This window comes from Sorangium sp. So ce426, from assembly GCF_051475585.1.
Lineage (GTDB): Bacteria > Myxococcota_A > Polyangia > Polyangiales > Polyangiaceae > Sorangium > Sorangium cellulosum_B.
Genome location: NZ_CP150341.1, coordinates 9,518,078 through 9,533,177, shown reverse-complemented (window position 1 = coordinate 9,533,177; position 15,100 = coordinate 9,518,078). Strand labels below are relative to the sequence as shown.

Below are 15,100 nucleotides of genomic sequence, written 5' to 3'. Positions count from 1 at the left end.
GAGGCGAGGGGAGCGTACAGGATAGGAAAGGCGCCGGCCACGACGAGGCGGGAGATGTCAGATGGATTATCCTTCTGTGCGCCACGTTCCGGGCGCCTCGGGCTCGACACGGCCGCGAGATGGCTCCCCGGATCGCCGTGGCTGGTCCGGGTCCGGCGCGGGCGTCGAGAGCGCCATCGGTGCGTGACGTTCCTGACAGCGGCGGTGTTCGGCGAGGGGATGCGCTCGGGACGACGGCGAGCGCGGACGCCGCGCGCGCCGGCGCTGCGCGTTCGCGCGCGGGGCACCGGGGGCCTTGCTTGCGCAGCGCAGCGCACCGGGCCTCCGCGGCGGTCCGCCGGAGCCCGCGCCGGCGCCGGCGCCGCGAGAGAAGACCACGACGCCCCCACCTCCGAACCCCCGCGCCGCAGCACGAGACCGCCCGCGAGAGCTATTGCGATCCCCTTGCCTCCGTCTAGAATCCACACTGCAATGAACAAATTATTTTGCAATTCAACTATCATCGCATCTGGTCTCTCCCTCGCGCTCGGCGTGCTGGCCTGCGGAGAAGACGACAGCCCGGCAGACCAGAGTGGAACGGGCGGCGGGGCGACCACCGGATCGGGCGGCGGGGTGACCACCGGGTCGGGAGGCGGGGCGACCACCGGGTCGGGCGGCGCGTCGACGTCGACGTCGACGTCGGCGTCGAGCGGCGGGGTGACGACGGCGTCCGGCGGCGATCCCAATCCCGATCCCGCGAACGCGCGGACCTTCGACCACCGGCACGCGAGCCTGGACGGTATCCCGGCGAGCTGCGCCGAGGCGCTCAAGTCGGGGGACTTCGTCTTCCACTACGCCCACCGCTCGCACGGCTTCCAGATCATCGTCGGCGCCGAGAGCATCGAGGCGAAGACCCCTACCTACGCCTTCGCGAAGGAGTATTGCGACGTCCCGCAGCAGGAAGGCGCCTTCCTGATGTGGGACGGGATGATCGGCACCGACCTCATCCCGGGCGAGCAGTACTGGGCGACCGAGGCCGGGATCAACGACGTGCGCACCATCCTCGGAGGGCACCCGGAGATCCGGTACTCGATGTGGGCGTGGTCCTCGGAGATCTCCGAGCAGACCGAGGAGGACGTGCAGCGGTACCTGGACGTGCTCGACGCGCTCGGGCAGGAGTTCCCGGAGGTGACCTTCATCTACATGACGGGGCCCGGTGACGAGGAGCACAACGGCGTGAACCGCGCGGAGCGCAACCAGCAGATCCGCGATTTCTGCCGGGATCATGGGAAGATCCTCTATGACTTCGAGGACCTCGACGTCCACGCGGACGGCGAGCGGCACACCACGACGGTGGGCGACGTCGAGATCCCGATGCAGCACCCGCGTTACGACGTGGAGACGTCCGGCAACACGGAATACGAGTACACCCACACGACCCAGGGCGCCTGCGAGAACAAGGCCATGGCGTTCTGGCGCATGATGGCCGAGCTCGAGGGGTGCGCGCAGTAGCCCCCGAGGCCGGCGGGCGCGCGGGCTGGCGCTCGGCCGCGGCGCGCCGCGCCGGCCGGCGCGCGGCCCCACGAGCCGCTGTCTTTCCTGTCGGTTAAGTCCCGGTTTCCGGCGGAGGACTCCGCCGGATCGCGTCGCTCACGTCTTGCGGGCCTCCTTGCGCCCATGCTACTCGGCTGTCGCACGGGCATGCTCCCCCGCGCGCCTCCCGCGCAGGGGCGCCGCCTGGCAGCCGATCGGAGGCGGGCTATGGAAAGCGCGATACCGCTCGGGAAGAAGCAGATCATCGACGGCCAGCTGCGGGTCTACTACTACGGTTACTGGATCAAGGCCTACGAGGCGCCGGCCGACACGCTGCTCGCGAAAAGGCGCCTCATCGAGGCGCTGACGCGGCGCCTGTTCAACCACGTCGAGCACGGCATCAACGTCCCAGGGAAGCGGCTGGACGAGGCGCGGCTCGCCTTCGCGTCGGAGACCGATCCGCAGCGGAAGCGCGTCAAGGCCGCCATGCTCGCGGGCGCGATCTTCAATCGAGCGGCGGATATCTTCACCAAGCTCGTCGAGATCCAGGAGCTCGGCGTCACCATCGAGCCCGACAACGCCCTGATGCGCGAGTGCGGAGAGCACCTCCTCGAGGCGCTGACGCTCGGGAAGATGGTGCTCCACCGCAGCGGCGAGGAGGGGCTCGACGAGCTCTGGGGCGAGCCCTTCAAGGCGTTCTCGTTCCCGATCGAGGCGTTCTACAACAGCCGGTATGTCAAGATCGCCCAGAGCATGAGGGCGATCGACGGCATTCGCGACGCGATGATCGCCACCTTCGCGGGCTCGCCGACGTTCGCGGGGCTCGACCGCCTGGCCCGCGAGTTCGCGCACGCGGCCAAGATCAAGTGCGAGACGCTGCGCACCGACGACGACATCTTCGAGGTCTGGACGTCGTTCGTCGTATCGGCGGAGAAGCTCGCCGGCTTCCAGCCGCTGCTCGGCGCGGACGCCTCGCCTCACGAGCGGGAGCAGGCCGCCCGGGGCGTCGAGCTGATCGTCCGCGGCAAGAACGTGATCTCGTACATCACGCGCGCGCGCGTGCCGATGCCCAAGACCACGGGCGAGCTCCTCGAGCGGTACGAGCGCTATCGCGCCACGTACGGCGCCGCGCCCGCGTCCGGGCCCGCGCGCAGCGTCGCCTGAGCGCCCGGGTCGCGGCCGCGCTCACCGATCCGGCCGGCAGCGGCGCCACGGGGGGCGGTGGCGGCGGCGGCTCCGCGGAGGGCAAGGCGCCTCGGGGATGGGCAGGGCCATGACAGCGCCGTGGCCGCTCCTCTCCGGCGAGCGGTCATGGCATAGTCCGTTCATGAGACATGCACTCCTTGGCTCCGTGCTGTGCGGACTGCTCCTCGCCGCCTGCGGCTCTGATGAAACCGTGTCCCCGATCGGAGCGGGCGGCAGCACGAGCAGCAGCGCTGGCGGCGGCACGACCGGCGACGGCGGAGGCGGAAGCGGAGGCGCAGCGCCGGTCGTCTGCGGAGGGGACGCGGGAGCGACCTGCGGCGAGGCGGAGTACTGCGCGACGCCCGACCTGGCGTGCTCCGCAGAGGCGCAGGGCGAATGCACGCAGAGGCCGCGGGTCGGGGAATGTCCGGACGAATGTCAGGGGGTCTGCGGATGCGATCAGCGCACCTATTGCAATGAGTGCATGGCGCACGCGGCCGGGGTGAACGCGTCGAGGGATACGGCCTGCGCAAGCGCAGATTACGTGATCGCCGATCACGACCGTGTCTACGTGCACCACGCGGACCTGCGAGAGGATCGGTGTCTGGTGATCTCGATCGCGGCGTTCGCCGACAGCGATCCGCTCTATGCCGGTGTCGAGCTGGAGGACTTCTGGGGCGTGCTGGACGTGGCGCTCACCGACCAGATGGGCGATTGCACCGACACGGGCATGCCGCCCGCCGACGAGCGCACGTACACCGTGACCGGGGCCACCGGGACGATGTCGTGGGAGGCTGAGCCGAACACCGGCATCCCGTGCATCATCGACATGGATATCACCGTCACGCTCGACGGGGAGCCCGGGACCGTGCGCTTCCGGGAGACCGGCGTGGTCGTCGACAACACGTGCCTGTAGCGTCTAACGCGCCTCCAACGCTAGCTCCGCTCGTCGTTCCTCACCGGGGTCATTGACCATCGATCGGTCAACGAGCGACTTCTGGCGCTGCTCGCGTCGGTTGCGGGTGAGCCTGCGAGCCGTCCACAGGCCGCCGTGTCCCGGAACTACGCCGCGGATGGCAAAGACACTTTTTTACCCGCTCTCCTTGCCTCGATGATGTGAGCGGTGTTGACGAGCCCGATGTGAGAGAACGCCTGGGGAAAATTGCCGAGCTGCCGGCGCAGCTCGGGGCTGTATTCCTCGGCGAGCAGCCCGACATCATTGCAGAGGGAGACCAGGCGATCGAGGAGCGCCTCCGCCTCGTCGAGGCGACCGACCATCGCGTAGTTGTCGGCGAGCCAGAAGCTGCAAATAAGGAACGTCGCCTCGTGCCCCGGCAGGCCGTCCACCCCCGTCTCGGTCGCGTAGCGCAGGACGAGGCCATCCCGGGTGAGGCCCTTCTCGATCGCCGCGACGGTGGACAGCATGCGGGGATCATCGGCGGCCAGGAAGCCCATGTGCGGGATCAGGAGCACGCTGGCGTCGAGGGCCTCCGAGCCGTACGATTGAGTGAAGGCCCCGACGCGCGTGTTGAATCCGCGCTCGAGCAGGTCGATGCGGATCTCCTCCCGCAGCGCGCGCCAGCGCTGGAGCCGCTTCTCCAGTCGATGCTGTCCGCCAAGACCGAACTCCTCGACCATGCGCACGGCGCGATCCACGGCCACCCAGGTCATCAGCTTCGAGTGCGTGAAGTGCAGCAGCTTCGCCCCGCGTATCTCCCAGATGCCTTCGTCCGGCCTCTGCCAGGACCTCTCGACGAAGTCCACGATCTCCACGATAGGGTCCCAGGTGTGCGGCAGATCCGGCAGGCCGTGCGCGTGGGCATCGTAGAGCGTGTTGAGCACCTCGCCGTAGACGTCGAGTTGAAATTGATCGTATGCGCCGTTGCCGATCCGCACCGGCCTCGATTCCTCGTATCCCGGGAGCCACGGCAGCTCGATCTCGGTGAGCCGATGCTCCCCGGCCACGCCGTACATGATCTGCAGCTGCGCCGGAGCGCCGGCGACCGCGCGCATGAGCCAGTCGCGCCAGGCCTGCGCTTCCTCGAGGTACCCGCCGCGCATCAGGGCGTCGAGCGTGAGCGTGGAGTCACGCAGCCAGCAGTAGCGATAGTCCCAGTTGCGAACGCCGCCGAGCTCCTCCGGCAAGGACGTTGTCGGCGCCGCCACGATCCCGCCCGTGGGCGCATAGGTGAGCGCCTTCAGCGTAAGGAGCGACCGCACGACGGCGTCACGCCAGCGGCCCTGATAGCGGCAACGACCCGCCCACTCTCGCCAGTGACGCTCGGTCCGCGCGAGCTCCTGCTCCGCGTCGACGGGGTGCGCCGGCGCGTGTTCATGCGACGGGTAGAACGTGAGGGTGAACGGCAGGCGCTGGCCCGCGCGGACGACGAAGTTCGTCTCCAGTCGGGCGGCGTGCCAGTCGGGGTCGAGCGACGCTGGGCTGCTGAACGCAAGCGCGGCGGGCCCGGACGTGAGCGTGGCTCGGCCTCCGTCACACTGGATCCACGGGATCACGCAGCCGTAGCCGAACCGCGCCCTCAGGTCGGAGTGCATCGGGACTTCGCCCTCGATTCCCTCGACGATCCGGATGACGTCGTGGGCTCCGTCGACGAGCCGGGTGGCGTCGTGCGGGGCGACGCCCGGGGGCATGAAGTCGATCAGGCGCACGCGGCCGCTCTCACAGGCGAACTCGGTCTCGAGGACCAGCGTGTCGCGCCGATAGCGCCGCTCCAAGCTTCGTATCGCCGTGGCTGGCCGGATGGTCCAGTAGCCGTGGTCGTCGCGCCCGAGCAGCTTCGCGAAACACGCGTCGGAGTCGATGCGTGGCAGGCAGAGCCAGTCGAGCGAGCCGTAACGCGAGACCAGACCGACCGTGGTCGTGTCACCGATGAGACCGTAGTGTTCGAGCGGAGCTGACATCGCTACACTATGCGTGTCCATGCCTGGACCGCAATCCTGGAGCTGATCGTTCTCCGCCCAGACTGGCTGATCCGATCCGCGCCCGCAGCGCCGTGCCCCGACGCGCTCGCTCGCTCATGCCGCAAGCAAGAAAGCTCATCAAGGCCCTCGTGGCGGGCGGCACGACGCTCGTCTGCGAGGAACATCCAGCGGCGAGAGGTGATTGACCTTCAGGTTGAGCCGCGTCGTGGGTTGCCCCTGTTCTGGACCACGGCATCTCGCGGGCATCCTCGCGCCCCTTCCCACGTGCGTATCAATCTACAGCACGCGGGTGGTCCTGGCCGACGAATGAATTGTGCCTGCCCGCCGCGTCACGACGGAGGCTTTCGGCCGCCCGCCGGCGGTGCAGGGGCCTCGGTCACGGCAGCCACGCCGGCCGCGGCGGCCACGCCGGCGACGATGCCGTCCCAGTGGCTGCCCTTCCACAGGACCTTGCCGCATCGATCGCACCGCCAGAACTCGTCGTGGCGATCCGCCACCACCGCCGGCACCGCATCGCGGACGCTGTCCTTCGGGGCGGCCGTGAGCGCGCCGCCGCACGCCATGCAGCGGGGGTCCCGCACGGGCAGCCCGAGCTCCCGCAGCACGAAGCCGGCCTGCTCCGTCGGCCGCAGCCCGCGCGGCACGTAGAGCCCGCGCACGGCCGCGGTGCGCAGGGAGCGCCGCTCGAATACGCCGGCGTCGGAGCTCAGCAGCACCCGGCCGGTCTGCTGCGCGAGGCGCACGAGATCGCCGTCGTCGATGCCATGCTCGAACTTGGCGTCGTAGCCCGCGCCGCGCAGCCAGCGCGACAGGCCGCCCAGCATCGCGTCGCACAGGAAGCTCGGCGCCGCCGCGCCGCCCTGCGCCGGGGCCACGCTGTCCTGCGCCTGGGCCGCGCTGTCCTGCACCGCTGCGCCGCCCTGCGCCGGAGCCGCGCCGCCCTGCGCCGGATCGGCTCCGCCGCCCGCCTCACCCACGAGCATGCCCCATCACACTCAGGATGGCGGAAGGCCAGCGGGCGGCAAGGGCGCCGCCTGCGAAATCCCCACGCGCCCGGCGCGCGCTGCTACCGTCGCTGCAGGGTCAACCGATCGTGGAGGAGTCGATGTCGATGAAGCGTGCCAGGTGCTCCTGCGTGGCGGCCGCCCTCGCCGTGCTGGCGAGCGCGCAGCAGGCGTCGGCCTACTGCCGCTCGAACACCTGCAAGAGGTCGGAGCTCTGTCTGCAGGACGACCAGCCCGTCGGCGATTGCAAGCCGCTCCGCTGGCCGGGCGATTGCATTGGCTTCAGCATCCAGGAGGACGCGTCCAGCGAGATCTCCTACCAGGAGATCTCCGACGTGCTCGAGGCCGCGTTCGACACGTGGATGCAGGCGCCCTGCGACGGGGGAACGCCGGGGCTCCGCGTCCAGAACCTCGGGCCCGTCGCCTGCGGAGCGGTGGAGCTCAACGCGAGGGACGGCAAGACCAGGATCGTCGATGGCCTCGTGCCGGGCAACACCAACGTGGTCGTCTTCCGCGATCTGGAGTGGCTCGCGGCCGCGGGACACAACACCGAGATGCTCGCGCTCACGACGGTGCAGTTCGACAGGAAGACCGGTAATCTCTGGGGGGCCGACATGGAGATCAACACCGATCTCTACGATTTCACCGTCGGGGACGACTCCGCCGCGCCGAGGGAAGATCTGCTCGCCATCGTCACGCACGAGGCCGGCCATTTCCTGGGCCTCGATCACACCATGGCCGGGCCCGAGGTGACCATGCACTCCAGGTACGACAGGGCGGACCCGATGAACTTCCGGACGCTGCACGAGGACGACATCGCGGGCATCTGCCAGATCTACCCCCCTCGGGATCTCTCCACGTCGACCTGCAACCCCATCCCGCCGCACGGGTTCTCGCCCGAGTGCGCCGACGACCAGCTGGTCCGCTGCAGCGCGGCGCCGCCGGCCGCCGGGGGCCCAGGGTGGAGCGCCCCGCTGGCCGCCGCCGCGATTGGCGCGATCGCCTGGCTCCGCGCCGCCGCGCGCCTCCGCGCCGGCGAGCGCGGCCGGCCGAACCTCGGTCGGGATCGTCCCACGAACGGGAGAGCGAGGTCGTAGGCCAGCTACTGGTATGCCCTTCTCAATACATCGACCAGACCTTCGATCAGCGCCGCGGCGTCGATTGCACCAGCATTACTTGCGTATCGCGAGCGAATTCGCTGGGCCTCATCCACCAATTCCATGATGCGGCGGAACGCATGCTTCCGATCCTCCACGTCGCGGAGCATGTCATACAGGGTCTTTTGCCACGCATCCAGACGCTCGGCGTCTGAACGGCGGTGCATCCTTGCGCTATCCGCGAGCGCAATATCACCGCTGGCCTCGTCAACCTCGGCATCCCGATCCCACTGCGCAATTTCATCGGTCAGAAGACCAATCGCGGCTTGCATCCGGTGTGAGCGTGCCAGGCGGATGGCAACATCTTCCTTGTAGTCTTCGGCGAACTTCTCGATAGCGACGACACACCGAGCCAAGATTTCTGCGTTCAAATTTGCCTTGTCGCTCTGATCCATCAGGCCCTCGCGAGTCTGGTCGTACCACCGCTCCACGTTCACGTCTGCTCGATGGGGACGAAGCGGTCAAAAAATCCTTCCTCGGCGAGATGCTTTATCGCGTTCTCCATGTTGGTGCGGGTCACCTCGTCGAGGACAATCATCCCGGGCTCGGCGACGTGAAGTTTATCCACGGGCATCGGCTTCGCCGGGAGGATCTCGACGTGAGCCGGGCGCTCGTCACGCTGGATAATTCCAGCCCCGGAGGGCGATGCTCGGCCTGGTACGCGCCCCCGGCTCTCTACCTCCGCCGCCGCTCCAGCACGACATCGAGCCGGCGATCTGATAAATTCGACGAATGAACCTGCGTCGCGCGATCCCATACCTCTGTCCGCTGGCCCTGCTCGCCGCGTGCACGGATGAACAGCGCTCTGACGCGGGCACCGGCGGAGGCGCCGCGACCTCCGAGAGCAACGGGAGCACGAGCGCAGCGACCGGGACCAGCGCAGGCAGCGGCGGCACGGGCGGCGGTGGCGTTGCGGCCAGCGGCAGCGGCAGCGGCAGCGGTGGTGGCAGCGGCGGCAGCGGCGACGAGCCGTCCGGGGAGCCCGAGGAGGTCCCGGTGCTGGAGGACATCACGTTCTACGACGGCTACGCCGAGACCGTCGACGAGCCGATCCCGGCCGGCGTGATCCGCCACAACAACTCGCTGGTTGCGACCAGGTTGACCGACGAGCTGCTCGCCAAGATCCAGACCACCCTGAAGGTCCGCGTGATCGTGGGAGCGCTGTGCGACAACTACGACCGGCTCGGCTCGGTCAACCTGGCGCTGGTCCCCAAGGGCGCTCAGACCTACGTTCCCGGCCAGGTCGACCGGATCGAGGTCGCACGGTTCGTCACGCCGTTCATGGACATGAACAAGCAGCCGAAGGCGGTCCCCTACGAATGGGAGGCCAGCAACCTCGTGCCGATCTTGAAGGACCCCGACCTCCTGGCCGAACACGATCTCTGGTTCGAACTGGGCATCTTCGGCGTGCCTTACGCCGCGAACGACGAGGTCCCCGGGTGCGCTGGTCGCAACGACACGCAGCTCGGATCGCTGCTGCTATACACCGACAGCACGCGGGAGGCCCAGGACTTCAACGTCCTGTTGCCGCTGGCGATCGGCGAAGAGTTCAACAACTATGCGACGGGCGCCAGCGACAAGGTCGGCACGACCCGCAAGACCGTCAGCTTCGAATTGCCCGCGGATACACAGGACGCACAGCTCGTCTTGATCACGTCGAATCACGGCGCCAACCAGGGCGGCGAGGAGTATGTTCGCCGCGAGCATTACGTGTACGTCGACGGCGAGCTGGCATTGCAATACAAGCCAGGGCGTACGTCGTGCGAGCCATTTCGCAAGTACAACACCCAGGGCAACGGCATCTACGGGGCGTCCCCGCGGTCGGACAAAGAGTGGCAGTCGTTCAGCAACTGGTGCCCTGGCGACGTGATCGACACCCGGATCGTCCCGTGGGGCGCCGCGAGCGCCGGCATGCACGAGTTCGTGATCGACGTCCCCGACGCGGCCTTCGCCGGCGGGGAAGGCAATATCCCGTTCTCGCTCTACGTGCAGGCGCGTTAGGGGCTCCAAACGCCAGCACCCGACGCGGGAACGGCCCGGGCCGTCACCGCGCTCCCGGCGCCTGAGCGCGGCGGCGTCCGTGTCGCCGCGCTCGCAGGAGCGCGCCGCCGGCCGCGGCGAGGCAGCTCAGCAGCGCCCCGGCGCGCCCCCCGCCCGACGCCCCGCAGGAGCAGCCGCCGCCGGCGCTCGGCTCGGCTGCGCCCGCCCCGGCCTCGCCCCCGCCTGCCTCGCCCCCGCCGGCGCTCGCCGCGCCCCCGCCCGCGCCCGCGGCGCCGCCCGGGCCGGCGCCGGCCTCGCACGAGGCCCCGGCGCCGACGAAGCGCGCTGTCGCCCGCCAGAGCCCGGGGCAGGTCCGGCCGGTCGAGCTGTCGCCCCCGCAGGCCTCCGGCGGGCCGCACAGCCGGTCGAGCGTCATGAGCGGCGAGAACGTCCTGCCCCCGTCCGTGGAAACGCCGGCGGAGAAGCCGTCCACGGGCTCGTCGGCGCAGGCGAAGAGGCCCCGCGCCGTCCAGGTCAGGCAGCGGACGCCGAGCTGCGCAACCTGGGTGAACTCCAGCGTATCCGTCGGCGCCACCCACAGGCCGTCCAGATCGCTGCCGGCCGCGATCTCGGTCCCGTCGGGCGAGAGGGCGAGGCCGAGCAGGCTCGCCGCCTGGAACACCTCGCGCCACGTGGCGCCCCCGTCCCGCGAGACAAGCAGGGCGTCCGCGCCGTCGCCGTCGCGGCGCACGTACACAACGTCAGGGTCTTCCGGGTCCACGGCGCCGAGGTACGGCAGGTTGCGATCGTCGCTGCCGGGGACGTCGAGCTCCTCCCACGTCGCGCCGCGATCGTCCGAGCGCCACACGATCCCCTCGAACGTGGGGCCGTTGCGCCGCCCGCTCACGTAGATGCGCCGCGGATCGCTCGGCGCGCTGTCCAGGGTCACGCCGAGGAACGTGCTCGGGAAGTCGACCCCGGCCTGCGTCCAGGTCCGTCCGTCGTCCTTCGATTCCCAGACCTGCGTCAAGATCGCGTCGCCGGCCATGACGCTGGAGCCGAGCAGGAGGACGCTCGCGGGATCCGCGCGATCGATCGACAGATCGACGATGTTGCGCTCGGCGAGCGCGCCCTCGGCGATATGCCAGTCGCAGCCGCGGTCGTGCGTCGCGCTGAGCCCGTCGAAGAGCCCGGCGAGGATCGAGCCGTCGGCGGTGACGACGAGCATCGGGTCCTCGAAGCCGCTGTAGCCGATGGCCGCTTCACAGATCCACGACCAGCGCTCGCCGCCGTCGTGGGTGGTGAGGACGCCGTAGGTCGCGCGGACGACGATGTGCTCGGGATCGGCGGGATCGACGAGGATCTGGCCGGCGGTGGGGTATCGGCCGTTGGCGCGCGCGGGCGTGGCGGCGGAGAGGGCGAGGCCCGCGGCGGCGGCCGCGAGCCCGAGGGTGATGCGGTTCATCGAAGCGAGGTTCGCTACTGCCGCCGGAACTGCTGGTTCGTCCCGTTGTTGCACGTGTACTGGGCGAGCCTGGCGCCGTCCGCGGTGCTGGCGCTGTAGACGTCCACGCACTTTCCGCTGTTGACCGAGCGCAGCGAGACGACGCCGTTGCCGCGATCGATGAGATCCCACTTCTGGCTGTTCTTGCCGCTGTTGCAGTCCGCCTGCGTGATGTTCGCCCCGTTGTACCGGCTGGACCCCTGCACGTCGAGGCACTTTCCGCTGTTCACGTTCTTCACGGTCGCCGTGCTGCCGCTGATGATCTCGACTTGCCACTGCTGGTCGCCCGCCCCGGTGCACGGCCGCTGGACGACGCTGGCGCCGCTGTTCAGGCTCGCCGCGTTGACGCTCATGCATTTGCCGGAATGGAGGGCCGAAAGGCTCTGGCCAGTAGTTCCGCCGGGGTCGCCGCCCGGATCGCCGCCGGGGTCGGTCGTGCCGCCCCCCAGGCCGGAGATCTGGATCTGCGCGCCCGTGGCCGACACGGAGAGGAGCTTCAGCGTCGCGTTCGTCCCGAAGAGCTGATGAGAAGCGCCGACGGCGAGCGGCGCGTCCCTGAAGTTCCCGCCGGGGATCATGTCGAGCAGGTGCGCCCGGCCGCTCTCCCGCGACTGCGTGAAGAACGCATGGATGAGCACGCCCTTCGTGGAGAGGTTGCGCGAGTCGACGACGTTCGTCGCCGCCGGCTGGCGGAACTCGATCTGGTACATGATGTCGTTCGGGCCCTTGACGCGGAGGAGCTGGGTCCCGGTGCTCGCCTCGGTCATCGGGGCGAGCGTATACGTCCCGTCGGCGGTGACCGTCTGGGCCTGCGACGACGGGATCCACCCGAGGTTCACCTTGTAGTTGGCGTTGAAGTGCTGCTTCCCGCCGTTGCCCATCGGGTCGAACGGATCGCCGTACTCGTCGAAGGTGCAGTCGTTGCTCATCGTCACCGTCGCCCCGGCGTTGCGGCACGTCCGCGACGAGGCGTGCCACAGGCCGAAGTTGTGGCCGAGCTCGTGCACGACGACCTCGGGCCAGAGGCCGGCGATCCAGGTTGCGTTGCCGGGCTGCGCGCCCATGCCGGCGTACCCGCAATCCATCTTCCCCCAGATCATGTAGTGCTGGTACGCGTTCAGATCGAAGCCGGCGTTCCGCGCCGCGGTCCTGGCCTCGTTCTGCCATCGGTTGTAGTCGTCGCACTTGCCGAAGGTGATGTTGAACGGGCCGGCGACGTCGTACTCGAGCTGCATCTTGCCGAACGACGAGCCCGCCAGGTGGGTCGCCGCGCCGGCCATGGTGTTGCGCACGTCCTGCTCCGTGCCCAGCGTCTGGCCGCCGTCGAACTGCACGCGCAGCACCAGGACGCGCTTGGTCCCGGTCGTGACGAGCGCGTTCGTCAGCTCGCCGATGCCCTCGGCAGGCCGCATCGTGGCGACCACGATCGTGCCGTCGCCGCTCTCGGTGCCGAACACGTCCACGGGGGAGCCGCTCGCCGTGCGCCAGTCGATCGACGGCTCGGCGCCCGGCGCCGCGTCCGCCATCGAGCCCAGGTCGAGGCGCACGAACACCCCATCTTCCCGCTCCAGCATGTACCGCGCTTCGCCATTGGCGACGGCGACGGTCAGCGTCCCCGAGGCGGTCGGGGCCGGCCCCGCGCCCTCGTCACCGGCGTCGAGGATCAGACAGCCGGGCGCGAACGCGCACGCTGCGGTGAGGGCAGCCGTGGTGAGGTGTGACTTGAAGCGCTTCATTGGATCTTCCTTTCCTGGCTCGGTCCGATGCGCCCATCTCCCCCGATGTCGGAGAGCGCCGCACCATCCCCCCTCAGGAGCCAGGGCGCGGCGCGACGGAGCGCTGCCAAGGAGAGGCCGCAAGCGCCGCCAGCCTCTCCGCTGCTGATGTAACTTGACGGCCAATCCGCGCGCGGATCCGGGCGACGATCGCTCGCGATCGCCGCGCCGTGCTGCCGTCCTCGCACCCTCGCGAGTGTCTTTGCCTTCAGAGCAAATCCGCGGCCACAGTCGTGCTACCGGCTTGACACGGGCAGCGCGCCTCTCCGGGTGAAACAATCACGTGAGGACGGCCCGTGATCCAATCCGATATGATGTTTGCGCGACTGGCGTGGATCGCGAGGGATCCTGAATGGACATGAAAACACCACCCCAGTGAGACCACGTGAGTTGGTGGATGAGCTCTTGTGCTCGGCGGATCGAGCGAACTCGGCCAACGTTCTGCACGATCTGCTGCGAGGGTGGCAATTCGTGGTCGCGGGTGAGCGCGTGAGTTCTCCAGTGAGGGCGCGGGCGGCGATGTGGGTAGATTGGCGCGCTCGCGGCGCTCTCTGCCGGCCGTCGCTTCGTCCGGAGCTCCGCGGGGCGGGCTTCACGCGGGGACGATCAGCTCGGCGAGCGGGAGCAGAGCGTAATCGGCGGCCGCGGTAACCCGCATCTCCCCGTCGATCAGGTAGAGGTCGGTCGCTCCGGGTCGGTCGTCCAGGATCCCGAGGTCGTACACGACGACGTCGCCGTCGACGCGCAGCGTGCGAATTCCTCCGATCTCCTTCTGGTGCGCTGCCGCCGTGAGCCAGTCATGACCGAGCTCCGCCTTGCACTTCCTGTGACCGGTGTGACCGGCGACCTGCCGCAGGTCGCGCGGGAGCGAGCGCGGCTCGAAGCGCCGCGGCCGCGCCGGATCGAGCTCCCATGCCGGATCGCCACCCGCGCGATCGACGCACGCAGGTCGATGGTAGAGGAGGCCGCCACCTTCGTTGCCTGCGGCGCCCGCGACGTGGAGAGGCTCGAGCGAGAGCGGCGTGCGCGCGCCGCTCTGCCATTCCGTGCGCCGCGCGTCGACCGCGGCGCGCAACTGTCGATCGAGGGCCGCCGCCAGCCGGTGCGGGTCGCGCTCGTCCGGCATGCCCAGCATCGCGAGCTCGCGCGTGGTCACGCCCGCGTGGGTCAGGAGCACAGCGCGGCCGTCGGGCAGCACGCCTGAGAGCGCGAGATGAAAGCGGCCGCGGAGCAGCAGCTCGATGACGAGCTCGCGCTGGGACTCGCTGAACGACGCGTAATCGCGCGCCGCGAGCCCCGGGGTCGCCACATCGGGAAACCGCGCTGCGAACTCGTCGCGCTGGCGCCGGGCGGCGGCCTCGGCGCCTTCACGCCGCCTGGTCTCCTTGATCGAGCGCCCGAGCGCGCGCGCCGCAGCGAACCGGACGTCGTCGAGGCCGGCGAGCTCCATGACCCGCGCCGCGTCATGGTTGCCGAACAGGAGCCGCACCTGCGCGGGATCGTGGCTGGCCAGCCAGCGCAGCGTGCGGAGCCCCTCCGCGCCCGCGCCCACCGGATCATCGAGGTCATAGTCGAAGTGATCACCGATCGACACGAGCACGACGTCGTCGGCGAGCCGGCCGCCCGCGCCGAGCAACGCGTGCGACGCGAGCACGGCCATCACCTTGGCCATCGGCGCCTGCGGGTCGCCCATCACGAAGATGCGCCGGGGCGTCACCATTTGCTGAGGCGCGGCCATGGCGCGAATTTTAGCATGTTTTCAAGTTCGGGCAAACGCTCGTTGATTGTCACGCTGTACGGCCGCCTCCCGCTGCTGGCCTTGAGCATCCGGAGCTCAGCCGCCTCGGCCATGGCCTGGGTGAGGAGCCGCTCGTGCAGCGTCAGGCGCTCGGGCGTCGGCTCTCTCACCCGTCTGGTGCAGCGGGCGAAGGAGGGGAGAGCAGTGACCATCGGGTCAACGGATCTCTTGTGCGTCATCGGCTTAAACGCCATTGCGCGCCGCTTTCGTCACGCATGAGGACACCTTGGCCGTCGCGGGGCGGC

The 15,100-nt window shown here is 69.5% G+C and carries 13 protein-coding genes; 5 read left to right on the top strand and 8 right to left on the bottom strand.

Going from position 1 to position 15,100, the window contains the following annotated elements; translation table 11 throughout:
* The first annotated feature begins 612 nt into the window (after window positions 1-612).
* From WMF44_RS35720 to WMF44_RS35710, 3 genes are all read left to right on the top strand, one after another.
* Window positions 613-1,491: a hypothetical protein gene (locus WMF44_RS35720; protein WP_437294514.1), complete on the top strand. Its 879-nt coding sequence runs from the start codon at window positions 613-615 to the stop codon at window positions 1,489-1,491.
* A 249-nt stretch (window positions 1,492-1,740) separates the two neighbouring features.
* Complete coding sequence (locus tag WMF44_RS35715) at window positions 1,741-2,676, top strand: hypothetical protein (RefSeq protein WP_437294513.1); 936 nt, start codon at window positions 1,741-1,743, stop codon at window positions 2,674-2,676.
* Window positions 2,677-2,908: 232 nt separating this feature from the next.
* A complete protein-coding gene (locus WMF44_RS35710; protein ID WP_437294512.1) occupies window positions 2,909-3,613 on the top strand; it encodes a hypothetical protein in 705 nt (234 codons plus the stop codon).
* A 146-nt stretch (window positions 3,614-3,759) separates the two neighbouring features.
* Here WMF44_RS35710 and WMF44_RS35705 read toward each other — a convergent pair whose 3' ends face one another.
* Window positions 3,760-5,616 (bottom strand): glycoside hydrolase family 15 protein, encoded by a 1,857-nt coding sequence (locus WMF44_RS35705; RefSeq protein WP_437294511.1) that lies wholly within the window; start codon window positions 5,614-5,616, stop codon window positions 3,760-3,762.
* A 350-nt stretch (window positions 5,617-5,966) separates the two neighbouring features.
* Window positions 5,967-6,620, bottom strand: a complete 654-nt coding sequence (locus WMF44_RS35700) for a Mut7-C RNAse domain-containing protein (RefSeq protein ID WP_437294510.1) — start codon at window positions 6,618-6,620, stop codon at window positions 5,967-5,969.
* Between the two features lie 128 nt (window positions 6,621-6,748).
* Between WMF44_RS35700 and WMF44_RS35695 the strand changes: the two genes are divergently transcribed.
* Window positions 6,749-7,738, top strand: coding sequence for a matrixin family metalloprotease (locus WMF44_RS35695; RefSeq protein ID WP_437294509.1), 990 nt, complete (start codon window positions 6,749-6,751; stop codon window positions 7,736-7,738).
* Between the two features lie 5 nt (window positions 7,739-7,743).
* On the opposite strand, the gene WMF44_RS35690 is transcribed toward WMF44_RS35695, so the two are convergent.
* Window positions 7,744-8,193: a hypothetical protein gene (locus tag WMF44_RS35690; RefSeq protein WP_437294508.1), complete on the bottom strand. Its 450-nt coding sequence runs from the start codon at window positions 8,191-8,193 to the stop codon at window positions 7,744-7,746.
* 38 nt (window positions 8,194-8,231) lie between these two features.
* Entirely contained in the window at window positions 8,232-8,366 is a 135-nt protein-coding gene (locus WMF44_RS35685) for a hypothetical protein (protein WP_437294507.1), read from the bottom strand.
* Window positions 8,367-8,530: 164 nt separating this feature from the next.
* On the opposite strand from WMF44_RS35685, the gene WMF44_RS35680 reads away from it, so the two are divergent.
* Window positions 8,531-9,799, top strand: a complete 1,269-nt coding sequence (locus tag WMF44_RS35680) for a peptide-N-glycosidase F-related protein (RefSeq protein ID WP_437294506.1) — start codon at window positions 8,531-8,533, stop codon at window positions 9,797-9,799.
* A 43-nt stretch (window positions 9,800-9,842) separates the two neighbouring features.
* Here WMF44_RS35680 and WMF44_RS35675 read toward each other — a convergent pair whose 3' ends face one another.
* From WMF44_RS35675 to WMF44_RS35660, 4 genes are all read right to left on the bottom strand, one after another.
* Window positions 9,843-11,243: a WD40/YVTN/BNR-like repeat-containing protein gene (locus WMF44_RS35675; RefSeq protein ID WP_437294505.1), complete on the bottom strand. Its 1,401-nt coding sequence runs from the start codon at window positions 11,241-11,243 to the stop codon at window positions 9,843-9,845.
* 14 nt (window positions 11,244-11,257) lie between these two features.
* On the bottom strand, window positions 11,258-13,018 hold the full coding sequence (locus WMF44_RS35670) for an RICIN domain-containing protein (protein ID WP_437294504.1): 1,761 nt from the start codon (window positions 13,016-13,018) through the stop codon (window positions 11,258-11,260).
* Between the two features lie 631 nt (window positions 13,019-13,649).
* Entirely contained in the window at window positions 13,650-14,795 is a 1,146-nt protein-coding gene (locus tag WMF44_RS35665) for a metallophosphoesterase (protein ID WP_437294503.1), read from the bottom strand.
* Window positions 14,771-15,007, bottom strand: a complete 237-nt coding sequence (locus WMF44_RS35660) for a hypothetical protein (protein WP_437294502.1) — start codon at window positions 15,005-15,007, stop codon at window positions 14,771-14,773. Before WMF44_RS35660 ends, WMF44_RS35665 begins: the two co-directional genes overlap by 25 nt.
* Window positions 15,008-15,100 lie beyond the last annotated feature (93 nt).

Coding starts and splice junctions, on each gene's coding strand:
- WMF44_RS35695 (WP_437294509.1), top strand. CDS start 6,749: ATGAAGCGTGCCAGGTGCTCCTGCGTGGCGGCCGCCCTCGCCGTGCTG.
- WMF44_RS35675 (WP_437294505.1), bottom strand. CDS start 11,243: ATGAACCGCATCACCCTCGGGCTCGCGGCCGCCGCCGCGGGCCTCGCC.
- WMF44_RS35665 (WP_437294503.1), bottom strand. CDS start 14,795: ATGGCCGCGCCTCAGCAAATGGTGACGCCCCGGCGCATCTTCGTGATG.
- WMF44_RS35715 (WP_437294513.1), top strand. CDS start 1,741: ATGGAAAGCGCGATACCGCTCGGGAAGAAGCAGATCATCGACGGCCAG.
- WMF44_RS35660 (WP_437294502.1), bottom strand. CDS start 15,007: ATGGTCACTGCTCTCCCCTCCTTCGCCCGCTGCACCAGACGGGTGAGA.
- WMF44_RS35680 (WP_437294506.1), top strand. CDS start 8,531: ATGAACCTGCGTCGCGCGATCCCATACCTCTGTCCGCTGGCCCTGCTC.
- WMF44_RS35705 (WP_437294511.1), bottom strand. CDS start 5,616: ATGTCAGCTCCGCTCGAACACTACGGTCTCATCGGTGACACGACCACG.
- WMF44_RS35700 (WP_437294510.1), bottom strand. CDS start 6,620: ATGCTCGTGGGTGAGGCGGGCGGCGGAGCCGATCCGGCGCAGGGCGGC.
- WMF44_RS35690 (WP_437294508.1), bottom strand. CDS start 8,193: ATGGATCAGAGCGACAAGGCAAATTTGAACGCAGAAATCTTGGCTCGG.
- WMF44_RS35670 (WP_437294504.1), bottom strand. CDS start 13,018: ATGAAGCGCTTCAAGTCACACCTCACCACGGCTGCCCTCACCGCAGCG.